The organism is Streptomyces sp. Y1 (genome assembly GCF_041053115.1).
Lineage (GTDB): Bacteria > Actinomycetota > Actinomycetes > Streptomycetales > Streptomycetaceae > Kitasatospora > Kitasatospora rubellomurina.
On the sequence record NZ_CP163445.1, the window covers coordinates 4,265,213 to 4,290,113 of the forward strand.

The 24,901-nt window shown below is 74.9% G+C and carries 24 protein-coding genes; 16 read left to right on the forward strand and 8 right to left on the reverse strand.

Annotated elements, in window-relative coordinates:
* Positions 1-3 precede the first annotated feature (3 nt).
* Positions 4-1,275, reverse strand: coding sequence for an MFS transporter (locus AB2U05_RS18235; protein ID WP_369183748.1), 1,272 nt, complete (start codon positions 1,273-1,275; stop codon positions 4-6).
* A 209-nt stretch (positions 1,276-1,484) separates the two neighbouring features.
* Between AB2U05_RS18235 and AB2U05_RS18240 the strand changes: the two genes are divergently transcribed.
* Positions 1,485-2,453, forward strand: a complete 969-nt coding sequence (locus AB2U05_RS18240) for a LysR family transcriptional regulator (RefSeq protein WP_045697208.1) — start codon at positions 1,485-1,487, stop codon at positions 2,451-2,453.
* A 147-nt stretch (positions 2,454-2,600) separates the two neighbouring features.
* Here AB2U05_RS18240 and AB2U05_RS18245 read toward each other — a convergent pair whose 3' ends face one another.
* Entirely contained in the window at positions 2,601-3,215 is a 615-nt protein-coding gene (locus AB2U05_RS18245) for a YceI family protein (RefSeq protein ID WP_369183749.1), read from the reverse strand.
* 156 nt (positions 3,216-3,371) lie between these two features.
* On the opposite strand from AB2U05_RS18245, the gene AB2U05_RS18250 reads away from it, so the two are divergent.
* The 7 genes from AB2U05_RS18250 (at position 3,372) to AB2U05_RS18280 (ending at position 10,441) form a co-directional block, all read left to right on the forward strand.
* Complete coding sequence (locus AB2U05_RS18250) at positions 3,372-6,533, forward strand: SNF2-related protein (RefSeq protein ID WP_369183750.1); 3,162 nt, start codon at positions 3,372-3,374, stop codon at positions 6,531-6,533.
* Complete coding sequence (locus tag AB2U05_RS18255) at positions 6,530-6,739, forward strand: hypothetical protein (protein WP_369183751.1); 210 nt, start codon at positions 6,530-6,532, stop codon at positions 6,737-6,739. Before AB2U05_RS18250 ends, AB2U05_RS18255 begins: the two co-directional genes overlap by 4 nt.
* Positions 6,740-6,996: 257 nt before the next feature.
* Positions 6,997-7,830, forward strand: a complete 834-nt coding sequence (gene sigJ, locus AB2U05_RS18260; protein WP_369185966.1) for an RNA polymerase sigma factor SigJ — start codon at positions 6,997-6,999, stop codon at positions 7,828-7,830.
* 33 nt (positions 7,831-7,863) lie between these two features.
* Positions 7,864-8,955 carry a MerR family transcriptional regulator gene (locus AB2U05_RS18265; RefSeq protein WP_369183752.1) on the forward strand — a complete coding sequence of 364 codons (1,092 nt, stop codon included), beginning with the start codon at positions 7,864-7,866 and terminating at the stop codon, positions 8,953-8,955.
* 61 nt (positions 8,956-9,016) lie between these two features.
* Positions 9,017-9,439, forward strand: coding sequence for a helix-turn-helix domain-containing protein (locus tag AB2U05_RS18270; RefSeq protein WP_045697218.1), 423 nt, complete (start codon positions 9,017-9,019; stop codon positions 9,437-9,439).
* A gap of 2 nt (positions 9,440-9,441) precedes the next feature.
* Positions 9,442-9,957, forward strand: coding sequence for a hypothetical protein (locus AB2U05_RS18275; protein ID WP_045708744.1), 516 nt, complete (start codon positions 9,442-9,444; stop codon positions 9,955-9,957).
* Between the two features lie 148 nt (positions 9,958-10,105).
* On the forward strand, positions 10,106-10,441 hold the full coding sequence (locus AB2U05_RS18280; protein ID WP_244178800.1) for a DUF2516 family protein: 336 nt from the start codon (positions 10,106-10,108) through the stop codon (positions 10,439-10,441).
* 98 nt (positions 10,442-10,539) lie between these two features.
* Here AB2U05_RS18280 and AB2U05_RS18285 read toward each other — a convergent pair whose 3' ends face one another.
* Complete coding sequence (locus AB2U05_RS18285) at positions 10,540-12,018, reverse strand: PP2C family protein-serine/threonine phosphatase (RefSeq protein WP_369183753.1); 1,479 nt, start codon at positions 12,016-12,018, stop codon at positions 10,540-10,542.
* Between the two features lie 259 nt (positions 12,019-12,277).
* On the opposite strand from AB2U05_RS18285, the gene AB2U05_RS18290 reads away from it, so the two are divergent.
* Complete coding sequence (locus tag AB2U05_RS18290; RefSeq protein ID WP_208615468.1) at positions 12,278-12,838, forward strand: O-acetyl-ADP-ribose deacetylase; 561 nt, start codon at positions 12,278-12,280, stop codon at positions 12,836-12,838.
* A gap of 228 nt (positions 12,839-13,066) precedes the next feature.
* Here AB2U05_RS18290 and AB2U05_RS18295 read toward each other — a convergent pair whose 3' ends face one another.
* Entirely contained in the window at positions 13,067-13,900 is an 834-nt protein-coding gene (locus tag AB2U05_RS18295; RefSeq protein ID WP_045708742.1) for a methylase, read from the reverse strand.
* A 249-nt stretch (positions 13,901-14,149) separates the two neighbouring features.
* Between AB2U05_RS18295 and mshA the strand changes: the two genes are divergently transcribed.
* The gene (gene mshA, locus AB2U05_RS18300; protein WP_045697230.1) at positions 14,150-15,523 is read left to right on the forward strand and encodes a D-inositol-3-phosphate glycosyltransferase; all 1,374 of its coding nucleotides are present in this window, start codon (positions 14,150-14,152) and stop codon (positions 15,521-15,523) included.
* 103 nt (positions 15,524-15,626) lie between these two features.
* On the forward strand, positions 15,627-16,169 hold the full coding sequence (locus AB2U05_RS18305) for a YbjN domain-containing protein (RefSeq protein ID WP_045697233.1): 543 nt from the start codon (positions 15,627-15,629) through the stop codon (positions 16,167-16,169).
* 9 nt (positions 16,170-16,178) lie between these two features.
* Here AB2U05_RS18305 and AB2U05_RS18310 read toward each other — a convergent pair whose 3' ends face one another.
* On the reverse strand, positions 16,179-17,516 hold the full coding sequence (locus AB2U05_RS18310) for an MDR family MFS transporter (protein ID WP_369183754.1): 1,338 nt from the start codon (positions 17,514-17,516) through the stop codon (positions 16,179-16,181).
* Positions 17,517-17,676: 160 nt separating this feature from the next.
* Here AB2U05_RS18310 and AB2U05_RS18315 point away from each other — a divergent pair, with 160 nt between their 5' ends.
* Together AB2U05_RS18315 and AB2U05_RS18320 are read left to right on the forward strand one after the other, a co-directional pair.
* Positions 17,677-18,435 carry a phosphoglyceromutase gene (locus tag AB2U05_RS18315; RefSeq protein ID WP_045697235.1) on the forward strand — a complete coding sequence of 253 codons (759 nt, stop codon included), beginning with the start codon at positions 17,677-17,679 and terminating at the stop codon, positions 18,433-18,435.
* A 316-nt stretch (positions 18,436-18,751) separates the two neighbouring features.
* Positions 18,752-19,348 carry a lytic polysaccharide monooxygenase gene (locus AB2U05_RS18320; RefSeq protein WP_369183755.1) on the forward strand — a complete coding sequence of 199 codons (597 nt, stop codon included), beginning with the start codon at positions 18,752-18,754 and terminating at the stop codon, positions 19,346-19,348.
* A gap of 128 nt (positions 19,349-19,476) precedes the next feature.
* Here the strand turns inward: AB2U05_RS18320 and AB2U05_RS18325 are convergent, their stop codons facing one another.
* A complete protein-coding gene (locus tag AB2U05_RS18325; protein WP_045697239.1) occupies positions 19,477-19,656 on the reverse strand; it encodes a hypothetical protein in 180 nt (59 codons plus the stop codon).
* Positions 19,657-19,902: 246 nt separating this feature from the next.
* A complete protein-coding gene (gene phoU, locus AB2U05_RS18330) occupies positions 19,903-20,592 on the reverse strand; it encodes a phosphate signaling complex protein PhoU (protein ID WP_369183756.1) in 690 nt (229 codons plus the stop codon).
* 307 nt (positions 20,593-20,899) lie between these two features.
* On the opposite strand from phoU, the gene AB2U05_RS18335 reads away from it, so the two are divergent.
* Together AB2U05_RS18335 and AB2U05_RS18340 are read left to right on the forward strand one after the other, a co-directional pair.
* On the forward strand, positions 20,900-22,336 hold the full coding sequence (locus AB2U05_RS18335) for a sensor histidine kinase (protein WP_369183757.1): 1,437 nt from the start codon (positions 20,900-20,902) through the stop codon (positions 22,334-22,336).
* A gap of 2 nt (positions 22,337-22,338) precedes the next feature.
* Positions 22,339-23,034: a response regulator transcription factor gene (locus tag AB2U05_RS18340; protein ID WP_031069385.1), complete on the forward strand. Its 696-nt coding sequence runs from the start codon at positions 22,339-22,341 to the stop codon at positions 23,032-23,034.
* Positions 23,035-23,189: 155 nt separating this feature from the next.
* Here AB2U05_RS18340 and AB2U05_RS18345 read toward each other — a convergent pair whose 3' ends face one another.
* On the reverse strand, positions 23,190-23,921 hold the full coding sequence (locus tag AB2U05_RS18345) for a hypothetical protein (protein ID WP_369183758.1): 732 nt from the start codon (positions 23,919-23,921) through the stop codon (positions 23,190-23,192).
* A 443-nt stretch (positions 23,922-24,364) separates the two neighbouring features.
* Here AB2U05_RS18345 and AB2U05_RS18350 point away from each other — a divergent pair, with 443 nt between their 5' ends.
* Entirely contained in the window at positions 24,365-24,847 is a 483-nt protein-coding gene (locus tag AB2U05_RS18350; protein ID WP_030244332.1) for a CarD family transcriptional regulator, read from the forward strand.
* Positions 24,848-24,901: the final 54 nt, after the last annotated feature.

Genomic DNA, 24,901 nt, shown 5'->3' on the forward strand with positions numbered 1-24,901 from the left:
ACGTTAGACCGGGGCGCTGACAGCCGGCGCGGGATTTTCCCGCCGGTCGCCGTCCAGCAGGCGCCGCCGCCCGGCCAGCCCGATCAGCAGGGCGAGGGCGGCCGCGCCGGCGGGCAGGGCGTACCCGGTGCCCGGGGCGGTGTGCTCGGCCACCGCCCCGGCGAGCGCGGCGCCGGCCGAGATGCCGACCACGATGCCGGACACCGCCACCGCCATCCCCTCGTTCAACTGCCGCTGCGGCAGCAGGTCCTGGATCAGCGTCATCCCGGTGACCATGGTCGGCGCGGTGGCCGTGCCGGCCGCGAACAGTGCCGCCCCGAGCGGCACCAGCCCGACCCCGCCCAGCCCGGCGGCGAGCGGCAGCAGCAGCACCCCGGCCATCGCGGCCACCCCGGCGAGGAACCGCACGCCCGGTGCCCGGCGCGGCGTCAGCAGCCCGAACAGCAGCCCCGCCACGCAGGATCCGCCCGCGACCAGCCCCAGCAGCAGCCCGGCGGCGGGCTTGTGGCCGAGCGCGTCGGCGTAGGCGACGGTGGTGATCTCGGTGGAGCCGAAGATCATGCCGGTGGCCAGGAAGGTCAGCGCCAGTACCCGCAGCCCGGGCACCCGCAGCGGTGAACCGGCATGGGGCCCGGTGCCCTCCGGCTCGGCGCCTTCCGGCTCGGCGAGGGGCGGTTCGGTGCGCCGCTGGGCGGCGAACAGCAGGGCGCCGGTGGTGCCCAGGGCCCAGGCGGTGAGCAGCCCGGCCTCGGGGACGAAGGTCGTGCAGAGCAGCATCCCGAGCACCGGCCCGGACATGAAGCAGAGCTCGTCCAGGGACTGTTCGAGCGAGTTGGCCAGGTGCCGGGCGGCCGGGTCGTCCCGGTACAGGTGCGCCCAGCGGGCCCGGGCCATGCCGCCGAGGTTGGGCGCGGCGGCGCCGGCGGCCCAGCAGAGCGGCAGCGTCCAGTTCGGTGCGCCGAGCCGGACGCACAGCAGCAGCGCGGCGAGCGGCACGGAGACGTACAGCGCGGCCGGAACGGCGACGCGCGCCTGCCCGTAGCGGTCCACCAGCCGTCCGAACAGCGGCAGCCCGACCGCGCCGGTGACCAGCCCGGCCGCCGCGACGGTGCCGGCCAGCGCGTACGAGCCGCGCCGCTCGGTGAGCAGCATGACCAGCGAGACGCCGCTCATCGACATCGCGAGCCGGCCGAGCAGACCGGCCAGGGTGAAGGCGACGGTGCCGGGGGCGGCGAACAGGCGGCGGTAGGAGGGGAGGAGGGCGCGCGGGGGCATGGGGCTCCTGGGCGGGGGAGGGGTGGGGATGCCCGTCAGCTTCGCGGGGGCGGCGGCCCGCGGTCCAACACCTGTTCCGCCGCATTCACAACAGGGTGTTGTCGATCGGTTCCGGGACCCGCTTCCGGATCCGCTCCGGGATCCGTTCCCGGATCCGCTCCGGTCGCCCATGATCCCTTCGGGGCGGCCCGGTTGTTAGTCTGCCGCCCATGCCCCGTGACCTGCACCCCCGTCTGCTGCGCGGTTTCGTCGCGACCGCCGAGACCCTGCACTTCGGCCGGGCGGCCGCGGGGCTGCACGTCGCGCAGCAGGCGCTCAGCCGCGACATCCGGGCGCTGGAGGGGCTGCTCGGCGACGCGCTGTTCAGCCGCACCACCCGCAGCGTCGAACTCACCCCGGCCGGGCGGCGGTTGCTGCCCCAGGCGCGTCGGCTGCTGGCGCTGCACGACGAGATCCTGGCCGGGGCGGCGGCCACCGCCCGGCCCCTGCTGCTCGACCTCAACAGCGACGTCGACGGCCCGGACCTGACCGCCGACCGGGTGCTCGAACGGGCCCGCGCCGCCTGGCCGGAGGGCGAGCTGCTGGCCCGCTTCCACGGCGGGCTGGCGGCCGCGGCCGCCGAGCTGCTGGCGCACCGGCTGGACGCCTCGTTCGGCCGCTTCGCCGGGCTGCCCGCCGAGGTGCGCGACCAACTCGCCCAGCTGCCGGTGCGGTTGGAGCGGATGTCGGTGATGATGGCGGCCACCCACCCGCTCGCCGACCGGTCCGCGCTGCGGCTCGCCGACCTCGCGGGGCACCCGGTCGACGTCTGCGCGGGCAACCCGGCCACCACCGAGTGGGCCGACCTCGGCACCCGGCTGCTGCGCGAGCACGGACTGACGGCGGCCGCCCCGTACGTGCCGCCGGTGGGAGTGGACGAGACCGCCCGCTACCTGGCCCGGCACGGCGACCCGATGCTGACCACGGTCGGCGGCCCGCGCATCCCGGGCGCGGTGAACGTGCCGCTGGTGGAGCCGGTGCCGCTGAGCCTGGTCAGCCTGGTGCACCGGCCCGGTGAGCGCCACCCGGGACTGCGGGCGCTGGCCGGCGCGGCCGCCGGGCTCGGGGCGGCCGAGGGCTGGTTGCGGCGCCCACCGGGCAGCTGGCTGCCCGCGCCGGACGCGGCGCTGCTCGGCTGAGCGCGCGGCCCTCGGGGCATGCGCCTGAAGCATGCGCCGGAAGCAAGCGCCTGAAGCAGGCGGCGCCTTCGGGGCGGGCGCCGGAAGCAGGACACCGCCCCTGCCGTCGGGGACCGGCAGGGACGGTGCGATCAGGGGGCGGCCGGGTCAGGCGGCGGCCTTGACGGCGGAGATGTCGAAGCTGAGCTTGACCTTCTCGCCGATCAGCACGCCGCCGGTCTCCAGGGCCGCGTTGTAGGTCAGGCCGAACTCGGTGCGGTCGACGACGGCCTTGCCCTCGAAGCCGACCCGCTCGGCGCCGTACGCGTCGGTGGCGCTGCCGGTGTACTCCAGGTCGAGGACGACCGGGCGGGTGGCGTCCTTGATGGTCAGGTCGCCGTGCATCCGGTAGGTGTCGCCGTTCAGCCGCTCGACGGAGGTGCTGCGGAAGCGGATCTCCGGGTAGCTGTCGGCGGCGAAGAAGTCGCCGGTGCGCAGGTGCTCGTCGCGCTGGGCCTGGTTGGTGTCGATGCTGGCGACCTTGATCACCAGCTCCGCCGAGGAGTTGGCCGGGGCGGCGCCGTCCAGGTGCAGCTTGCCGTCGTACTCGGTGAAGCGGCCCTTGACGTTGGTGACCATCGCGTGGCGGACCGAGAAGCCGACCTCGCTGTGCATGGCGTCGATCGCCCAGTCGCCGCTCAGGTGGGAGAGGTCCGGGCCGGCCGGGGTCTGGACGGCGGTGACGGTGGTGGTGGCGGTCTTGCTGCGGTTGAACAGGCCCATGGCTCCTCCTCGGGTCCGAAGCCATTTGTTTAGGCTTCAACTTGTTGACTCCACTGTAGCCCCGTCTCGTTCAAGTTTCAACCACTACGTCCGGAAGAGTGTCGGACCACCCGGTTAGGCTGCGAAAAGCCCCGCCGTCCGCCCCTGGGAGTCCCGATGTTCGTCCTGCACGCGCTGTGGCGGGCGGACGGCCGGCTGGCGCTCTGGGCCGAGGACGCCCGCGGCTACCCCGGCGCCCTGACCGGCGCCGCCCCCCGGGCCGACCGGCCCGCCCCGCACGCCCACCCGTACGCCTGTCCGGCCGGCGAGCTGGCCACCGTGCTCGGCGGCATCGGCCCCGGCCTCGGCTGGCTCGCCGCGCAGGCCCCCGAACGCTGGGCGGGCCTGCTGCTGCCCACGGTCGGCGCGCTGCCCGCCCCCTCGCCCGACCTGCCGGTCACCCCGCCGCGCGGCGGCGCCGTGCTCACCCCCTGGCGGGTGCCCGCCCTGCTCTTCGAGCCCGGGGCGGCCGCCCAGCTGCTCGGCGAGGTCTTCGACCCGCACTGGGCCGTCACCGACGCCGACCTGCCCGGCACCGGCCGGGTCGAGGTCGTCCACGGCCCCGCGCTGCGCTGGCTCACCGGCGTGCACGACCTCGCCTGGCGGGCGGTCGGGCACGGCCGGGTGCTGCCGCAGGCCGTCCCCGGCGACGGCCCGCAGGCCCGGTGGCGCCCCGACCTCGGCCCGGCCGGGCGCCGCGAGGCCGCCGCGCTGGCGGCGGGCTGCCCGCCCGTCCTGCTGGGGGAGTGGCCCGCCCGCCCCGCCCCCACCGGCGAGGCGCTGCTGGTGGAGGCGCTCGGTGCCCTGGTGGACGCCGAGGCCCGCGCGGCCCTGGCCGGGGCGCCCTTCCCGGCCGGCGCCACCACCCCCGAGCGCTGGCTGCACGCCCTCACCGGCCCCGTCGCCGAGGTCGCCGCCCCGCCCGAGGACGTCGCCGAACTGCGCGACCGGCTCGCCGCCTGGTACGCCGCCGCCGAACCCGCCGAGCCGGCGCTGCGGCTCTGCTTCCGCCTGGTCGAACCGCTCGGCCCCGACGCGGACGACCCCGAGGGTCACCCCTCCGACGACGCCTGGCGGCTGGAGTTCCTGCTCCAGGCCGTCGACGAGCCCTCCCTGCTGGTCCGCGCCGCCGACCTGCACGAGGGCGGCGCCGCCCGGGCCGCGCTCACCCGCGCGGCCGCCCGACCCGGGGGGCAGGACGTCGACCCGGCCGACGTCCTGGTCGCCGAACTCGCCCGCGCCGCCCACCGCTGGCCCGCCCTGGACGCGCTGCGCCACCGCTCCCGCCCGTCCGCCCTGCCGCTCGACCGGGCCGGCGCGCTGGACTTCCTGCGCACCGCCGCCCCCGCCCTCGCCGAGGCCGGCTTCGGCGTGCTGCTGCCCGCCTGGTGGCGCCGCCGCCCCCGGCTCGGCCTGGCCCTGCGCGCCGCCGCCCCGCCCGCGCCGGGCTCGCTCGCCGTCAGCAGTCAGGTCGACCACGACGCCGTGGTCGCCTTCCGCTGGCAGGCCGCGCTGGGCCCGGACGGCGCCCCGCTCACCGAGCGGGAACTGGCCGAACTCGCCGCCGCCAAACAGGAGCTGGTGCGCGTCCGGGGCACCTGGCTGGAGGCCGACCCGGCCCAGATCGCCGCCGCGCTGGCCTTCCTCGCCGAGCAGCGCGACGGTGTGCTGCCCACCGCCGACCTGCTGCGGCTCGCCCTCGACCCGGAGGCGACCGTCGCCGGGCTGCCGGTCACCTCCGTCCGGGTGGACGGCCCGCTCGGCGACCTGCTCGCCGGCCGTGCCGACGTCCCGGCCGGGCCTGAACGCGCCGACCCCCCACCGGACTTCCGGGCCGAGCTGCGACCGTACCAGCGGCGCGGGCTGGCCTGGCTGCGGACCATGTCCGACCTCGGGCTCGGCGCCGTCCTGGCCGACGACATGGGCCTCGGCAAGACCGTCCAGACCCTCGCCCTGCTGGCCGCGGAGAAGGCCGGGGGCGCCACCGGCCCGACCCTGCTGGTCTGTCCGATGTCGCTGGTCGGCAACTGGCAGCGCGAGGCGGAGCGCTTCGCCCCCGGCCTACGCCGGTACGTCCACCACGGCTCGGGCCGCCTCGGCCCCGACCGGCTCGCCGCCGCCGTCGAGGGTGTGGACCTGGTCGTCACCACCTACGGGCTGGTCCAGCGCGATCTCGCCGCGCTGCGCACGATCCGCTGGCGCCGGATCGTCGCCGACGAGGCGCAGCACGTCAAGAACGCCGGTACCGCGCAGGCACGGGCGATCCGCGTGCTGCCCGTCGCCCGGCACCGGATCGCCCTGACCGGCACCCCGGTGGAGAACCGGCTCTCCGAACTGCACGCCGTGCTGGACTTCGCCAACCCCGGCCTGCTCGGCCCGGCCGAGCGCTTCAAGGAGCGCTACGCGATTCCGGTCGAGCTGCACCGCAACCCCGAGCGCACCGCTGAACTCCGGCGCCGCACCGCCCCGTTCGTGCTGCGCAGGCTCAAGTCCGACCCGGCGGTGGCGGCCGAGCTGCCCGCCAAGCAGGAGATGACCGTCTGGTGCAACCTCACCGCCGAACAGGCCGGCCTCTACCAGGCGGTGGTGGCCGACCTGCTGCGGCGGGTCGAGGGCATCCGGGGCGTGGAGCGGCGCGGCACGGTGCTCGCGGCGATCGGCAAGCTCAAGCAGGTCTGCAACCACCCGGCCCAACTCCTGCACGACGGATCGCCGTTGGGCGAGCGTTCGGGCAAGGTCGCCCGGCTCGCCGAACTGCTGGAGGAGGCGCTGGCCGAGGGCGACCGGACGTTGGTCTTCACCCAGTACGCCGAGTTCGGCGCGATGCTCCGCCCGTACCTGGAGCGCCGGCTCGGCGAGGAGGTGCTGTACCTGCACGGCGGTGTCCCGCGCGCCCGCCGCGAGGAACTGGTCGAGCGCTTCCAATCGCCGGACGGGCCACGGGTGTTCCTGCTCTCGCTGCGGGCCGGCGGCACCGGCCTCAACCTGACCGCCGCCAACCAGGTGATCCACCTGGACCGTTGGTGGAACCCGGCGGTCGAGCAGCAGGCCACCGACCGCGCGTTCCGGATCGGCCAGCGCCGGGACGTCCAGGTCCGCCGACTGGTCTGCGTCGGTACCGTCGAGGAGCGGATCGACGAACTCCTGTCCGCCAAGCGCTCGTTGGCCGAAGCCGTGGTGGGGGAGGGGGAGCACCGGCTCACCGAACTGCCGCTCGACGAGCTGCGCGAACTGATCACCCTGACCCGCGAGGACGCCGTCGCCGAGGAGGACGCGTGAGCGAGCGCAGCGAGCCCGATGCCCCCATGGTCAACGTCGCCGCCTACTGGCGCGGCGACTTCACCCTGCGCCCGGAAGGCCGCGCCGAGGACGAGCCGGACGCGGACGCCCCCTCGCTCGCCCGCCTCGGCCGCTCCGGCATCACCGCGCACGGCCGCGACCTGGCCACGCTGCTCGCCCCCGCCTACGACGCGTTCCTCGGCTGAAGGCCGCCTGCCCGCCCGCGCCCGCCCGTGCCCGCCCGCCCGCGCCCGCCCGTGCCCGCCCGCCCGCGCCCGCCCGTGCCCGCCCGCCCGCGCCCGCCCGTGCCCGCCCGTGCCCGCCCGCCCGCGCCCGCCCGTGCCCGCCCGTGCCCGCCCGCCCGCTACCGTGCGGTAGCGTCCCGACCGTGACCGACACCACCGACGCCCGTCTGGCCGACTTCGAGCAGCACCGGCGCACGGTCTTCGGCATCGCCTACCGGATGCTCGGCAGCGTCGCGGACGCGGAGGACCTGGTCCAGGACACCTGGCTGCGCTGGAGCGCCGTGACCGGCCCGGTGGCGAGCCCCGGCGGCTACCTGGCCCGGACGGTCACCAACCTCGCCCTCAACCGGCTGTCCTCCGCCGCCGTCCGCCGCGAGTCCTACGTCGGCCCGTGGTTGCCCGAGCCGCTGGTCACCGAACCGGACGCGACCGAGGGCGTCGAGCGCGCCGAGTCCGTCTCCCTCGCCCTGCTGGTGGTGCTGGAGAGCCTGTCCCCGCTGGAGCGGGCGGTGTTCGTGCTCAAGGAGGCCTTCGGCTTCTCCTACCCGGAGATCGCCGAGGCGCTGGACCGCACCGAGGCCGCCTGCCGCCAGGTCGGCAGCCGGGCCAGGGCGCAGGTGCGGGCCCGCCGGCCGCGCTACGACGCCCCGCCGGAGCTGCGCCGCCGGGCCACCGAGGAGTTCCTGGCGGCCTGCGTCGGCGGCGACCTCAACCGGATGCTCGACCTGCTCGCCCCCGAGGTCACCACCTGGAGCGACGGCGGAGGTGTCGTCCGCGCCGCGCTGCGGCCGGTCACCGGCGCCGGGAACGTCGCCCGCTTCGTCCTCGGCGTGCTCGGACAGCTCGGCGAACGGGCCGCGGTCCGCCCGGTCCTGGTCAACGGCGAGCCCGGCCTGCTGGTCACCGTGGACGGCGCGGTCGACTCCGTCTCCGTGCTCGACTTCGCCGAGGGGCCGGACGGCGGCCCGCTGGTCTCCGCGATCCGCGCCGTCCGCAACCCGCACAAGCTCGCGCACCTTGCCCACCTCGCGCACCGCGCCGACCGGGCTTGACCCTCGACCAGGTCGAGCCCGCAGAGTCACCGCATGGAGAGCGAGCTGCACAGCATCGGCGCCCTGTCCCGCGCGAGCGGCCTGGGCGTCGGCACCCTGCGCTACTACGACAGCGCCCAGGTGCTCGCGCCCGCCTGGGTCGACCCGCAGACCGGCTACCGCTGGTACCGGCCCGACCAGCTCGCCGACGCCCGCCTGCTGGCCCGGCTCCGCCGGGTCGGCCTGCCGCTGGCCGGCATCCGCGCGGTGCTCGGCGCCGCGCCCGGCAGCGGCGCGGGCCACCAGGTGCTCGACGCGCACCTGCGCCGCCTGGAGGACGGCCTCGCCGACGCCCGCCGCGAGCTCTCCCTGATCCGCACGATGATCGACCAGAGGGAGCAACCGATGACCACCACGCCCGCAGGCCTCCGCCTCGCCGTCCCCGCCGGGGAGCTGGCCGCCGCCCTGGAGGCGGTCCGCTTCGCGGTCGGCAGCGACCCCGAGCAGCCCTCCCTCGCCGGGGTGCTGTTCGAGCCGGACGGCCCGGTGCTGCGACTGGTCGCCACCGACCGCTACCGGATGGCCTTCGCCGAGGTCCCGGCCACCGGGGCGCCCGAGCAGCCGACCGCGGGCACGATCGTCCCGACCCCGCTGGTGGACGCGCTGCGCGCGCTGCTCGCCGCCGGTCCGGCCGAGGCGGTGCTCACCCTCGGCGGCGGCCGGGTCCGGGCCGAGGCCGGCGGGCACCGGATCGAGGGCGCCGCCCTGGACTTCGACTACCCCGACCACCGGGCCGTCACCAGGCTCGAACCGCGGCACCGGATCACCCTCCCGGCGGACGAGCTGCGCACCGCCGTCGCCACCGGCGCCACCCGCACCCTCCCCTCCGGCCCGCACGGCGCCGACTGCGAGGTCAGCGTCCTCGTCCCCACCCCGGACGGCCGGCTCGCCGTCGCCGCCGGGCCGGCCGGCGGGCCCGGCATCGCCGTCAACCGCGACTACCTGCTCGACGCCCTCGCCGCCGGGCGCCCCGAGCAGCTGCTGCTCGAACTCGGCGGCCCGATCGCCCCGCTCGCCGTCCGCAGCCCCGGCCGGCCCGGCACCTTCTCCGTCCTGATGCCCGTCCGCCTCCCCGAGGCCTCCTGATCCGTTTGCTGGCGCTAGCGCCCTGCTTGCAAAAGCAAGCGGGGTGTTGCAGGCTGTCGGCATGGCCTCACTGAACGTCGGCTCGCTGGGCGAGTACATCCGGGAGCAGCGCCGGAACGCGCAGTACTCGCTGCGGCAGCTGGCGGAGGTCGCCGGCGTGTCCAACCCGTACCTCAGCCAGATCGAGCGAGGGTTGCGCAAGCCGAGCGCGGAGATCCTGCAGCAGATCGCCAAGGCGCTGCGGATCTCGGCGGAGACGCTGTACGTCCAGGCCGGGATCCTGGAGGAGCGGCGGGGCGAGGGCCACGAGCTGCGGGCCTCGATCCTGGCCGATCCGCTGATCAACGAGCGGCAGAAGCAGGCGCTGCTCGCGGTCTACGACGCCTTCCTGAAGGAGAACGCCGCCCCGGCCGCCTCCGACTCCGCCGCCGGCGCGACGACCGACGGCCCAGCCGCCCAGAACACCCACCGGGAGGACCGGTAACCATGCCGATCACGGACGAGATCAAGAAGACCCTCACCGACCCGACCCCGCTGTACGCCCTCGCCGGCGCCGGGGACCTGGCGTACGAGAAGCTGCGCGAGGTGCCGGGCCGGGTGGAGGCGCTGGCGTCGGACCCGAAGGGCGCCCAGGAGAAGGCGGCCGCCAGGTTCCAGGAGGCGCAGTCGCTGGTGGCCGGGGCGCAGGCCAAGGTCACCGAGGCGGTCACCGCCCTGCCGACCGACCTCAAGGGGCTGCAGGAGCGCGCCCAGGGTTTCGCCCTGCAGCAGGTGGCCCGCGCGGTCGAGCTGGCGGTGAAGGCCCGGGAGGCGTACGACGAGCTGGCCGAGCGCGGCAAGGTCGCGGTGGAGAAGGCCCGTCCGGGCGCCGCGACCGAGGCCGCCGAGGCCACCGAGCCCGCCGTCGAGCCGGTGGAGATCGAGGCCGCGGAGCCCGTCGAGCCCGCCGAGGCCGGGCCGAAGAAGACCGGCCGCGCCCGGAAGGCCGCGGACGACCGCTAGGCGTGGCCGCCGGGCAGGCGTGGAAAGCCGCCGAACGGGGCACATCCGGTGACTGCGGGACGTTGAGAGCAGAGCGGACAGCCACCCGTGCCAGGATGGGCGGCCGGGCGCCGCAGCACGGACGACGGAGGAGACCACGGTGGGTGGAGTGTTCCAGATCTTGGCCCTGGACTACCTGAACCCGTTCTGGTGGGTGGCGGTGGCGATCCTCGGCTTCAAGCTGTTCGTCCTGCTCGACGCGGCCTCCCGCCGCGAGGACGCCTACCGGGCGGCGGACAAGAAGACCAAGCAGTTCTGGCTGGTGATCCTGGGGATCGCGTTCGGCCTGGACCTGCTGTTCGGGGCGATGCCGCTCTCCAGCTTCCTCACCCTCGCCGGGCTGGTCGCGGCGATCGTCTACATGGTGGACGTCCGCCCGGCGATCCGGGCGCTGACCGGCGGGAGCGGCGGCCGGAGCAACTCCGGCCCGTACGGCCCCTGGTGAGCGGCCACTGAACGCGCCGTCCGCTGAACGCGCCGGCCACTGGACGCATCGGCCCGGCCGGGGATCCCCCGACCGGGCCGAGTCGTGTCCGCCGGGCGTCAGCCCAGGATCAGCTGCACCGGGTTGCGCTCCAGCAGCAGCACCGCGACGTCGTCCGTCAGCGCGCCGCCGTTCAGCTCCTCGACCTCGGCGATGGCACTGTCGACCAGCCGCCCCCTGGTCAGCCCGGCGCTCTGGTGGTCGGCGACCAGGTCCGCCAAGCCGTCCTGCCCGAGGCGCCGCGACCCGGCCCCGACCCGGCCCTCGATCAGGCCGTCGGTGTAGAGCAACAGCCGCCAGCCGGGCTGGAGTTCGACGTCGTGGGCGGGCCATGCGGCCTGCCCGTCGTGGCAGGGCAGCAGGCCGAGCGCGGGCCCGGCGAGGTCGGCGGGCAGGGTGACCGGGCGGTGGTCGCGGCCGAGCAGCAGCGGCGCGGGGTGTCCGGCGAGGTAGAGCCGGGCCCGCTCGCAGGCGCCGAGCGAGTCGAGGCCGGTGTCCGTGCGGCCGGGCTCGATCACGAGCATGCAGAGCGTCGCGAAGATCTCGTCGCTGCGCCGCTCGTGCTCCAGCACGTGCTGGAGGGTGGTGAGCAGGGCCTCGCCGGTGAGGCCGGCGAAGACCAGGGTGCGCCACGCTATCCGGAGCGCGACGCCGAGCGCGGCCTCGTCCGGACCGTGGCCGCAGACGTCGCCGATCACCACGTGGACGGTGCCGTCGTCGGTGCGGACGGCGTCGTAGAAGTCGCCGCCGAGCAGGGCGCGGCGCCGGCCGGGGCGGTAGCGGCGGGTGAAGGAGAGCCCGGCGCCGTCGAGCAGCGGGGTGGGCAGCAGGTGGCGCTGCAGGCGGGCGTTCTCCTGGCCGCGCAGCTCGGCCTCGACCAGGCGGCGCTGGGACTCGTCGGCGCGCTTGCGCTCGACGGCGTAGCGCAGCGCGCGGGCCAGCAGCGGGCCGTCCGTCTCGTGCTTGATCAGGAAGTCCTGGGCGCCGGCGGCGACGGCGGCCGCGCCGATCTCCGCCCCGGCGGCGTCGGTGAGCACCACGACGGGGGTGTGCGGGGCGCGGCGGAGCAGTTCGTGCAGCCCCTCCAGCCCGTCCGAGGCGTCGGACGGGTGCGGTAGGTCGGCGGGGGAGGCGAGGTCGAGCAGCACGCAGTCGAACTCGGGGCCGCGGGCGCCGCGCCCGCGCCGGGCGGAGGGGGCGGGCGGGGCCAGCAGTTCGGTGGCCTGGTCCAGCCCGCGGGCCCAGTGCAGGGCGATCGAGGTGCCGCTCTCGGCGGCCGCGGCCTTGATCAGCTGGGCGTCGGAGGCGTCGTCCTCGATGACCAGCAGCCGCAGCGGCGGGGCGCCGTCTGCCGGCGCGTCGCCCGGTGCCGGGCTGTCGCCGAGGTGGGAGGCGCGGGTGCGGGGGTGAGGTATCGGGGGAGCGGTCGCCGGGCCGGTGGTGGTGGGGTGGTTGCGGGCACGGCTGAGCCGGGCGCCGTCATGGGCGTCCGGCTGGTCCGCGGCACCAGGTGCCCGCCCGTCTCCCGTTGCGGGCATCGGTGGTTCCTCCCTTTCCCCGCATGCGTAACGGCCGGCGTCCGTCCGCAGTGCCCGGTCGGCACCGTGCGGCGGGGAACTTCTCGCGACCATCGCGACCATAACGTGATCTCCGGGGATTTCTCCGGCCGACCGGCGCCGTTGTGGCTCGTGCCACGCCGGTGGCAGGGTGGTCAGTGGTCCGGTGAACGGACTCGGATGGCGGACGGGGCCCGCACCCCGGGGGTGCGGGAGCGGGTCGGAACGGGGGCGAGGAATGGTGACGCGGATCACCCTGGTCGAGGGTGACATCACGGAACAGCAGGTGGACGCGGTCGTGAACGCCGCCAACTCGTCGCTGCTGGGCGGCGGCGGGGTGGACGGCGCGATCCACCGCCGGGGCGGGCCGGAGATCCTGGCGGACTGCCGCCGGCTGCGCGCCTCGCACTGGGGCAAGGGGCTGCCCACCGGACGGGCGGTGGCCACCACGGCCGGGCGGCTGCCCGCCCGCTGGGTGGTGCACACGGTCGGGCCGGTGTTCCTGGAGGGGGAGTACGAGGAGCGGGCGGGGCTGCTGGCCTCCTGCTATCGCGAGTCGCTGCGGACGGCGGCGGAGCTGGGCGCCCGCACGGTGGCGTTCCCGGCGGTGTCGGCCGGGATCTTCGGCTGGCCGCCGGCGGACGCGGCCCGGATCGCGCTCTCCACCGTCGCCGAGGTGCTGGCGGGCGGGGACGCGCGGGCGGGCGCGGAGCTGGCGGAGGTGCGGTTCGTGCTGTTCGGGGCGGAGATGTACGGGGTGTTCGAACAGGCCCGGGCGGAGCTGTTCGGGCGGGACGGCTGACGGCTGACGGCTGAGCGTTTGGGCGGCTGAGCGGCTGAGGGCACGGCGACCGCCGAGCGGTCCGCGGTGCCGCCGCTCGGCGGCCTCCATCGTGGCGCGGCGGGGCGTCAACACGCCAGAGATATTCGATAACTCGTTCGAGTGAATGCGGGGTGGCGCCCCGCCAAGGCGCTCCGACAAAGCACGGCGCCTCGGCACGGCGCCACGGCACGGCGCTACGGCGCGGCGCTACGGCGCGAGCGCCGTCCACGGCACCGTGACCTCGCCCTGCCGCCACCGCCCCCGCGCGTCCACCAGCGGCCAGCTGCCCGCCAGCGCCGTGCAGGCCGCCACCCAGCGCTGCCGCGCCCCGAACGCCCCGTACGGCGCGGCCGCCGCCCAGGCCCGGTCGAAGTCGGCCAGGAAGGCGTGCACCGGCCGGCCCGGAACGTTGTGGTGGATCAGCGCCTTCGGCAGCCGCTCGGCCAGGTCGGAGGGCTGCCCGAGGCCGCCCAGCCGGGCCGCGAAGGTCACCGTCCGGGGCCCCTCCGGGCCGAGCGCCACCCACACGTGCCGCCGCCCGATCTCGTCGCAGGTGCCCTCGACCAGCAGCCCGTCCGGCGCGAGCCGGGCGCACAGCCGCTCCCACACCTCGGCCACCGCCGACTCCTCGTACTGCCGCAGCACGTTGGCCGCCCGGATCAGCTGCGCCCGGGCGCCGCCGTCCAGCGGCACCTCGAAGCCGCCGCGCCGGAAGGTCAGCAGCGGCGGCACCGCGTACGGCTGCGCGGCGGCGACCCGCTCCGGCTCGATCTCGATCCCGACCACCCGGACGTCCGGCCGCACCGCGCGCAGCCGCCCGGCCAGCTCGACGGCCGTCCACGGCGCCGCGCCGTAGCCGAGGTCGACCGCCACCGGCGGCCGCTCGGCGGCGCGCAGCGCGCCGCCCAGGGTGTGCGCGATCCAGCGGTCCATCCGGCGCAGCCGGTTGGTGTTGGTGGTGCCCCGGGTGACCGTGCCCACCGGCCGGCCGGTCCGCCCCCGGGAGGGCGCGGCGGAGGCGGGGTCGAAGGTGGCGGCCATGCCGAGAAGGGTAGTCGGCGCCCGCGACCGGGATCGGTCGCACCTGCTCTGACCAGCGCGGCTGCCGCCGCGGCCGAGGAACTGGCCTGTCCCCGTCATCTCGCCGCCCGAACCGGGAATGCCCGGCCTCCGTCGCGTGGTTGGCACACTGGTGGTGATGTGTGCCCGGACGGGGCAGCGCACACCGGACAGCCGGCGGCCCGGACGCGGACCGCCGGGACGGGCCGCACACGAGGAGGCTTCAGCCAGGTGATCCAGCACCCCGTCCGTTCGGTACGCCGTGCCCAGCCCGCCGCGCCCGCGCGCGGCCGGCTCCAGTCGCTCGTCCCGGGCCGCCGCCGCCCGCGCCGGATAGCCATGCTGAGCGTGCACACCTCGCCGCTGCACCAGCCCGGCACCGGGGACGCGGGCGGGATGAACGTCTACATCGTCGAGCTGGCCAAGCGGCTGGCCGCGCTGAACATCGAGGTCGAGGTGTTCACCCGGGCGATCTGCTCGGACGACGCGCCCACCGTCGAGCTGGCCCCCGGCGTGCTGGTCCGGCACGTCACCGCCGGGCCGTACGAGGGCCTGGTCAAGGAGGACCTGCCGGCCCAGCTGTGCGCCTTCACCCACGGCGTGCTGCGCACCGAGGCCGGCCACCGCCCCGGCCACTACGACCTGGTGCACTCGCACTACTGGCTCTCCGGGCAGGTCGGCTGGCTGGCCGCGCAGCGCTGGGGGGTGCCGCTGGTGCACACCATGCACACCATGGCGAAGGTCAAGAACGCCGCGCTGGCCGAGGGCGACACGCCCGAGCCCGCGGCCCGGGTGATCGGCGAGACCCAGGTGGTCGAGGCGGCCGACCGGCTGATCGCCAACACCACGGAGGAGGCCGCCGAGCTGGCGCTGCACTACGCCGCCCGGCCCGACCAGCTGGCCGTCGTCCACCCCGGGGTCAACCTGGACGTCTTCCGCCCCGGCGCCCCCGGGGCCGGCGCGGACGCCCGGGCCCGGCTGGGCCTGCCGCAGGACGCCGCCGTGCTGCTGTTCGCCGGCCGGATCCAGCCCCTGAAGGCGCCGGACGTGCTGCTGCGGGCGGTCGCCGCACTGCTGGAGCGCCGCCCGGAGCTGCGCGAGCGGCTGGTCGTGCCGGTGGTCGGCGGGCCGTCCGGCACCGGGCTGGCCCGCCCGGAGAGCCTGCACAAGCTGGCCGCCCAGCTGGGCATCGGGGACGTGGTGCGCTTCCACCCGCCGGTCGGCCAGGCGCAGCTGGCGGACTGGTACCGGGCGGCGACGGCCCTGGTGATGCCCTCGTACAGCGAGTCCTTCGGGCTGGTCGCGCTGGAGGCGCAGGCCTGCGGCACCCCGGTGGTGGCGGCCGCGGTCGGCGGCCTGCCGGTGGCGGTGCGGGACGGCGAGTCCGGCACCCTGGTGCAGGGGCACGACCCGGTGGCGTGGGCGCACGCGCTGGAGCCGTACGTCACCGACCGGGAGCTGGTGGCCCGGCGCGGCGCGGCGGCGGCCCGGCACGCGGCCGGCTTCGGCTGGGACACCGCGGCGGCGACCACCGCCGAGGTGTACGCCGGCAGCCTGGCCCGCCCGGCCGGGCGGCTGGCCGTGGCCCGGCGCCGCCTGGTCTGAGCCCGTCCGGTCCGGGCCCGTCTGGCAGGGCCGGTCCGGTCCGGGCCCGTCTGGCCGGGCCGTCCCGCGCGCCATGCGGGTACCGACGAGTAACGTCACTCCCATGGCAATCCGCACCAAGGACGAGGCCCTGACCCTCCTGCGCACCGCCCTGGACGACGCCGGGGTGGCCTGGGAGCCGGCCGCCGCCGACCCGTACACCCTGGTGGCGACCCTCCCGGGCACCCGGAAGCTGAACACCGCCTGTGCCCTGCGGGTCGGCGATCACACCCTGTCGGTGAACGCCTTCGTGATCCGCCGCCCGGACGAGAACCACGAGGCCGTCTACCGCTGGCTGCTGGAGCGCAACACCCGGCTGTACGGCGTCGCCTACGCGATCGACGCGCTCGGCGACGTCTACCTGGCCGGCCGGCTCGCGCTGGAGGCGCTCACCCCGGACGCCGTGGACCGGCTGCTCGGGACGGTGCTGGAGAACGCCGACGAACCGTTCAACACCCTGCTGGAGCTGGGCTTCGCCACCGCGATCCGGCGCGAGTGGGAGTGGCGCACCAAGCGCGGGGAGTCCACCCGCAACCTGGCCGCCTTCGCCCATCTGGCCGCCGCCCCGCAGGCCGCAGGAGCCCCGGAGCCCCCGGCGGCCGGCTGACGAACGCCGTCAGGCGCCCGCCGGGGCCTTCTCCGGGGACTTCTCCGGAGCCGGGGCCTTCCCCGCCTCCGCGGCGGGCGCCGCCACCTCCGTCACGGAGTCCGTCCCGACCCGCTCGGCCCCGCCCGTCCGGCGGCCCAGCGCCACGTGCCCGAGCGCCGCGGCCGTGCCGCACAGCCCGCACACCAGCCAGAGCGTCCCCGGCCCGGACCGGTCGAGCAGGAGCCCGCCGGCCGCCGGCCCGAGGAACGAGGCGAGCGACCAGGAGAGCGAGTAGACGCCCTGGTAGCGGCCGCGCCCGTGGGTCGGTGCCAGCTCGGCGACCAGGCCCATCGTGGTCGGCGCGTTCAGGATCTCGCCGACCGTCCAGACCACCACCGAGAGCGCGAACAGCCACGCCGAGGACCCGGCCAGCGCCGCCAGGCCGAAGCCCCAGCCGGCGAACAGGCAGCTGGCGATCAGCAGCCCGGTGCGCGAGCGGCCCTCCATCCACCGGGTGAGCGGGATCTGCAGCACCACGATCAGCAGCCCGTTCAGGCCGATGACCAGCCCGTACTCGGTGGAGGTGATCCCCGAGGCGCCCATGTCGACGGCCAGCGTGGTGCTGCCCTGCTGGAAGACCAGCGCGAGCAGCAGGTTCAGCCCGACCACCGCCATGAACGGCGCGTCCCGGAACACCGTGAGCAGGCCGATCCGCGGCTCGGCGGCGTTCCGGTCCGCGCCGGGCTCGGCCTCCTGCGGCCTGGTCTCCGGGACGCGGATGAAGATCACCACCGCGCAGACCAGCGTGGTCAGCGCGTCCAGCACGAACAGTGTGAGGTAGCCGTGCACGGCGATCAGCCCGGCCACGGCGGCGGAGAGGCCGAAGCCGATGTTGATCGCCCAGTAGTTGAGCGAGTACGCCCGGACCCGGTCCTCGGCCGGGACGAGGTCGGCGATGATCGCCGAGGTGGGCGGCCGGGTGGCGTTGTTGCAGAGGCCGACCAGGAAGGCCACCACGGCGATCGCCACCTGGCCGTCCATGAAGCCGAGCACGGCGGTGGACACCGCGGTCCCCAGCTGGGCGGCGACCAGCGTCGGCCGGCGCCCGATCCGGTCCGCGAGCACGCCCGCGCCGAGCGCCGCGATCGCCGAGCCCAGCCCGAACAGCGAGGCCACCAGCCCCGCGTACGAGGCCGAGTACCCCCGGTCGGTGGTCAGGTAGAGCGCGAGGAAGGTCACCACGAAGGCGCCGAGCTTGTTCACCAGCGTGCTCACCCAGAGCCACCAGAACTCGCGCGGCAGCCCGCCCACCGTCTCCTTCACCAGTCTTCGGATCCGGGGATTGGCGACCAGGGCGACGAGCATGTGGGGGCTCCCGAGGGCAGGCGTGCGGGCGCGAGGACCGGGCGGCGCGGGCAGGCCCGACCGGCCGACGCATGTAAGTGGCAGGTACGCCGTGCACACATTACTCGTCAGCCCGGTGATCGGCCCAGGGGTTTTTCCGCCCTCCACTAAGCTGGGCCGCATGGCTGACACGACGTACCGACTCATCCTGCTCCGCCACGGCGAGAGCCAGTGGAACCAGAAGAACCTGTTCACCGGTTGGGTCGACGTCGACCTCAACGAGAAGGGTGAGAAGGAGGCCGCCCGCGGCGGCGAGCTCTTGGCCGCCGAGGGCCTGCTGCCCGACGTGGTGCACACCTCGCTGCTGCGCCGCGCCATCCGCACCTCGCAGATCGCGCTGGACAAGGCCGACCGCCACTGGATCCCGGTCTCCCGTAGCTGGCGCCTGAACGAGCGCCACTACGGCGCCCTCCAGGGCAAGGACAAGGCCCAGACCCTGGCCGAGTTCGGCGAGGAGCAGTTCCAGCTCTGGCGCCGCTCCTACGACACCCCGCCGCCGGTGCTGGCCGACGACAACGAGTACTCGCAGGCCGGTGACGCCCGCTACGCCGAGATCCCGAGCGAGCTGCGCCCGCGCACCGAGTGCCTCAAGGACGTCGTCGAGCGGATGCTCCCGTACTGGTACGACGCCATCGTCCCGGACCTCGCCGGCGGCCGGACCGTCCTGGTCACCGCCCACGGCAACAGCCTGCGCGCGCTGGTCAAGCACCTCGACGGCATCTCCGACGAGGCCATCGCCGGCCTCAACATCCCGACCGGCATCCCGCTCGTCTACGAGCTGGACGCCGACTTCAAGCCCGTCACCGCGGGCGGCCGCTACCTCGACCCGGACGCCGCCGCGGCCGCCATCGAGGCGGTCAAGAACCAGGGCAAGAAGTAGGGCCAGCATCAGGGCCCGCCATAGGCCCGACGCCTTCGGGGCCCCGCCGTCCGGTTCGCCGGGGGCGGGGCCCTCGTCGTTGTCGCGGTGTCGGCGGGTGGGCCAACCGGCCGGTGCGGTGGGCGAGTTGGGGTGGCCGGGCCGGGGTGCGGCCAAAATGGTTCAGACCATTGACGGCGGTGGGTGGGGCTCCTACCGTGAGGGCACCGGGCTGGCGCAAGCATGCCAAGGGTTCCCCTGCCCCGGGCCGCCGCACCCCCACGCGCGCGCGTCCGCCGCCCGGCGCACACTCCATCCACCCCCACGGAGGAGCACCATGCGCACACGTCATCTCGTCGGGGCGGCCGTCGCCTCGCTGGCCGTCCCGATCGCCCTCGCCTTTCCCGCGCAGGCCCACGGGTACATCACCACGCCGCCGAGCCGTGCCGCGCTCTGCGACGAGCACGTCAACGGCGTCCCCTGGGACTGCGGCGACATCCAGTGGGAGCCGCAGAGCGTCGAGGGCCCCAAGGGCTTCCCGAGCCTCGGGCCCGCGGACGGCACCATCTGCGCCGGCGGCAACGCGCGGTTCGCCGAGCTGGACGACCCGCACGGCGGCGACTGGCCGACCACGGCGGTGACGGCGGGCCAACGGCTCACCTTCACCTGGAACTTCACCGCCCGGCACGCCACCACGGACTTCAAGTACTACCTGACCAAGCAGGGCTACGACGCGAGCCGGCCGGTCACCCGGGCCGACCTGGACCTGACGCCGTTCCTGACCGTCCCGTACGGCGGCCGCCAGGTGCCCGGCACGCTCAGCCACACCGCGACCGTCCCGGGCGGGCGCACCGGCCACCAGGTGGTCGTCGCGGTCTGGACGATCGCCGACACCGGGAACGCCTTCTACTCCTGCAGCGACGTGCGGTTCTAGGGACGGGCGGTTCTAGCGACGTGCGGTTCCAGGGACGGGCGGCTCTGAGGCCCCGGCCCGGAAACGCGGGGTGCCCGGCCGTCTCCCAGGACGGCCGGGCAGCTTCGCGCGTACGCGGTCGGCGGCGGTCAGTGGCCGCCGCAGCAGCCGCCGTCCGCGCCGCCGCACTGGCAGGGCGCGCCGGACTGGCAGCCGCAGCCGCAGCCGGGGCCGCAGCCGCAGCCGGCGGCGAGAACGGGGAGCAGGTTCGGGACGGGCGGCTCGACGGTGTCGTGGGCCGGTGCGGTGCGGGTCGGGTGGGCCTTCATCGAGCTGTTCCCTCCTCATCACGGGCACACGTCGGTGCCTGCGGTTTCGAGTGAAGCCGCCGTTCGGAGGGAGCGTCAATGGGCGCGCAGTGGCGGGGCGTACGGATTTCGTGCGCCCACACCACCCCCGCCGCAGGTTTACTCACCCCTGGGGGTGAGCGGGGTGAGCGCCCCCACCTGCGGAGCGCCCACCCGTGGTCACCCGGCCGTTCATCCGGCCGTTCATCCGGCCGTTCATCCGGCCGTTCACTCGGCCGGTGCGACCTCCGCGGCCTCCGCCGAGGCGATGAACTCGGCCACGTGCTCACCGGTCACCAGGTACACCACGCGCTTGGCCACGGACACCGCGTGGTCCGCGAAGCGCTCGTAGTAGCGGCCGACCAGGGTGAGGTCGACGGCGGTCTCGATGCCGTGGTGCCAGCGGTCGTCGATCAGGTGCGACAGCAGCTCGCGGTGCAGGGCGTCGATCCGGTCGTCGTCCTGCTCCATCTCCAGCGCCTTGTCGACGTCCTTGGTCGCGATGACCAGGCCCGCCTTGGCCACCAGGCGCTGGGCGAGCTGGCCCATCTCCAGGACGGTGGAGTGCAGGTCACCGGGCACCGCCGTCTCGGGGTAGCGCATTCTGGCGACCTTGGCGACGTGCCGGGCGAGGTCGCCGCAGCGCTCCAGGTCGGCGCTCATCCGCAGCGAGGTGACGACGATGCGCAGGTCGGTGGCGACCGGCTGCTGGCGCGCGAGCAGGTCGATCGCGCGGTTCTCCAGCTCGTGGTGCAGGTCGTTGATCTTCTCGTCGGCGGCGATCACGCTCTCCGCCAGAGCCAGGTCCGCGTCGAGGAGTGCGGTGGTGGCCCGGCCCAGCGCCGAGCCGACCAGGCGGGTCATCTCGACCAGGCTGTCGCCGATCGCATCGAGTTCCTCGTGGTACGCGTCGCGCATGCTCTCTCCTCAGTAGCTGTGTCGGTGGCGGTGCCGACCGGTCAGCCCGTCCGACCATCGTTCCGGTGTCCGGGCAACCGCTGCTGGTGTGCGCGAATGGTACGCGCACCCCCGAGACGGTGCCCCCGGTTCGGCGCACCGATCTCACCCACACGGGCTGCATGGCCAACTGTCGGCCGCCCGGGCGAAGGAGCACGGCCGGTACGGTGAATCAGCGGCCACGTGAAGGTGAATTCTCGGCAACGCATGGCCGATGCCTTGATCAGGGTCCTGGGGAGTGCCCTGGCCGTGCGCTTACGCTGGCCACATGGACGTGAACGTGGCCGCCGCCGCTGCCTGCGCCATAGCCGGGCTCGGTGTCGGCCTCACCGCCTCCATCGCCTTCCGCTGGAGCGAGCGCGAACAAGCCCGGGGCAGGAACAGCGGCACCGGCGGCAAGCATTACGGCCGGCACCAGCCGCTGGCCACCGGGGCCGAGCCCCCGCTCCCGCCAGGTGTCGACACGGTGCTCTCCGTGCTCCGCTCCTGCGCGATCGTGCTGGGCGAGGCCGACGAGGTGGTCAAGGCCAGCTCGGCCGCGTACGCGATGGGCCTGGTGCGCGGCGGCGCGGTCGCCGTCGACCAGATGCTCGCGCTGGCCCGCGCCACCCGCCGGGACGGCGAGATCCGCCAGGTCGAGCTGGAGGTGCCCCGCCCCGGCGCGGCCCGCGCGGCCGAGCCGCTCGCGGTCTCCGTCCGGGTCGCCCCGCTGGGCTCGCGGCTGGTGCTGGTGCTGGTCGAGGACCAGACCGACCGCCGCCGGGTGGAGGCCGTCCGCCGGGACTTCGTGGCCAACGTCAGCCACGAGCTGAAGACCCCGGTGGGCGCCCTGTCGCTGCTCTCCGAGGCGGTCGCCGACGCGTCCGACGACCCGGAGGCGGTGCAGCGCTTCGCCGGCCGGATGCAGATCGAGGCGACCCGGCTGGCCAGCCTGGTGCAGGAGATCATCGACCTCTCCCGGGTCCAAGACGACCGGCTGATGGTCGACCCGGAGCCGGTCGCGGTGGACGAGCTGATCGCCGAGGCGATCGACCGCTGCCGCCAGCAGGCCGCCGCCAAGCAGATCCTGATCTCGGCCGGCGGCGTCGCCGGCCTCTACCTGCACGGCAACCGCGGCCAGCTGGCCGCCGCGCTCGGCAACCTGGTGGAGAACGCCGTCAACTACAGCCCCCCGCGCACCCGGGTGGCCATCGCCACCCGCCGGATCTCCAGCGCCGCGGCGCTCGGCGAGGCGGACGGCGAGCTGATCGAGATCTCGGTGACCGACCAGGGCATCGGCATCTCGGAGAAGGACCGCGAGCGGGTCTTCGAGCGCTTCTACCGGGTCGACCCGGCCCGCTCCCGGCAGACCGGCGGCACCGGCCTCGGCCTGTCCATCGTCAAGCACGTCGCCGCCTCGCACGGCGGCACGGTCTCGGTGTGGAGCGTCGAGGGCCAGGGGTCCACCTTCACCATCCGCCTGCCCGCCGGACAGGCGCCGGCAGCCGGCGACGACCTGGACGACGTCGAAGACCTGGACGACCTCGACGACCTCGACGACCTCGCCGACGAGCCCGACCACCTCGCCGTCCCCGCGGCCGGGACGGCCGAGCCGGCCGAGGCCCCCCGAACCCTCACCACGGACCGTTCGCACGGTACGGCCCGTTCGCTCCCCGCCGGGGAGCGGCCCCTGTCAGACACAACCCAGCTTGCCCCGGAGGCCTGATCGTGACCCGAGTACTGGTGGTCGAGGACGAGGAGTCGTTCAGCGACGCCCTCTCGTACATGCTCCGCAAGGAGGGCTTCGAGGTGGCCGTGGCCGCCACCGGCCCCGACGCGCTGGAGCAGTTCGAACGCAACGGTGCCGACCTCGTCCTGCTCGACCTGATGCTGCCGGGCCTGCCCGGCACCGAGGTCTGCCGCCAGCTCCGGGTGCGCTCCAACGTGCCGGTGATCATGGTGACCGCGAAGGACAGCGAGATCGACAAGGTCGTCGGGCTGGAGATAGGTGCGGACGACTACGTCACCAAGCCCTACTCGACCCGCGAGCTGGTCGCCCGCATCCGCGCGGTGCTGCGCCGCCGCGGCGAGGACGGCGGGGCCGGCGACAACGGCGGCGGCCCGGGCGCCCTGGAGGCGGGCCCGGTCCGGATGGACGTCGACCGCCACGTGGTGACGGTGGACGGCGCCAAGGTCGACCTGCCGCTCAAGGAGTTCGACCTGCTGGAGATGCTGCTGCGCAACGCGGGCCGGGTGCTCACCCGGATGCAGCTGATCGACCGGGTCTGGGGCGCGGACTACGTCGGCGACACCAAGACCCTTGACGTCCACGTGAAGCGCCTGCGGGCCAAGATCGAGCCGGACCCGGGCGCGCCGCGCTACCTGGTCACGGTCCGCGGCCTCGGCTACAAGTTCGAGCCGTAAACGGCCCTACGGCCCGTACAGCCCGTACAGCCCGTACAGCCCGTACAGCCCGTACGGCCGGTACCCGGTCATCTGCGAAAGGCCCCCGCCGACAGTCGGCGGGGGCCTTCCCCGTTGACCCCGGCGGGCCCGGAGCGGGCCCGCCGGGGTCGGCGTCAGTGCGCGGTCGGCGTGGTGCCGACCGGGGTGCCCGCGACGGTGGTGGCACCGGTGCCCGGGGTGGCGGTGGTGCCCGGCGCGGCCGGGGTGGTGGCGCCGGCGCCCGGGGTGGCCGGGGCGCTCGCGGACGGCGAGGCGGCCTTGGCGGGGGCCGTGGTGGACGGGGCGACGGTCGGGCCGTAGCCGTTGTAGATGTCCTTGTTCTTGACGTCCGAGTCCGAGCTCACGCCGGCGTCGGCGGTGACGGTCTGCGGGGCGCCGACCGCGTTGTTGTCCTTGTCGACCTCCTGCAGCGTGAAGGTGGTCTTGGCGAAGCCGCCGATCTTGACGGAGGCCGAGGCGAAGGTGGCGGCCGGGTTGCCCTGGCCGCCGATCGCCACCGCGCCGCCCGCGGGGACGGGGACGGAGGCCAGCGGGGCGCCCGCGGCGTCGGTGAAGGCCGCGGTGCCACCGTTGCCGACGGTGACGGACTTCAGCTGGACCGTGTTGCTGCCCGTGTTCGAGATGTTCACGACCACGTTGGCGGGGCCGGTGTAGTCACCCGCGGACTTCACCGGGGTGACGATCACGATGTTGTTCAGTCGGAGGCTCGTGCCGATCGTCGCAGCCGCGTTGTCCGGCTTGATCTGCAGCGTGTCCGGCGTGTTGCCGGCGGCGCAGGACGACAGGGAGGCGATGGCGATGGCGGCGATGGCGGCGATGCTGCCGCGTCGAAGGCTGCGGCTCACGGCGGCGGCTTCTCCTAAAGGTCACGTGTCGACAGGTCAGGTCTCAGATTATCGACCTCACTTATGCGCTCTTCACGGGGAGGTCCCCGTGTCGCACTCCCGGGGTCCGCAGGGGGCCGTCCGGCCGCATCCCGGGCGGGCCGCTCCGGCGTCGGTCCGCATCACGGGCAGGACACGCTTCGATGCAGATCGAATAACGGTGCGGATGCGACCCGAACGGCGACGAAAACTCAAGATCCAATCATGGTTCCGGGGGTGTTGCGCAAGGTTTCGTCGAGCACCGGAACCGCCTCCGACCTGCGGGAAGCCGTTCTCGAACACCGGTCGCAGCACGTCATGGGGGTCCTTGTCAAGCCCCGAGACCCGCCCTGACCTGCGAAAACGCCCTTCGGGCCGGGCCCGGGGCGTGTTATTCTGGAAAGCCACGGAAGGGGTCCTGTCACATGACGTTCAAGGTTGGCGACACGGTGGTCTACCCCCATCACGGGGCCGCGCTGATCGAGGCCATCGAAATTCGCCAGATCAAAGGTGTGGACAAGACCTACCTGGTGCTCAAGGTGCAGCAGGGAGACCTGACGCTCCGCGTGCCCGCCGAGAACGCGGAGTTCGTCGGCGTGCGCGATGTGGTCGGCCAGGAGGGTCTGGACCGGGTCTTCGAGGTGCTTCGCGCACCGTACACCGAAGAGCCGACCAACTGGTCCCGTCGCTACAAGGCGAACCTGGAGAAGCTCGCCTCGGGCGACGTCATCAAGGTCGCCGAGGTCGTGCGCGACCTGTGGCGCCGCGAGCGCGAGCGCGGCCTCTCGGCCGGCGAGAAGCGCATGCTCGCGAAGGCGCGCCAGATCCTCGTCAGCGAGCTCGCGCTGGCGGAGAACACCAACGAGGACAAGGCGGAGACGCTGCTCGACGAGGTGCTCGCCTCGTAGTGCGCGCGTAGCCGCAGTGCAGTCGGGCTGTCGCCCACACCGCTCACAGCGCCC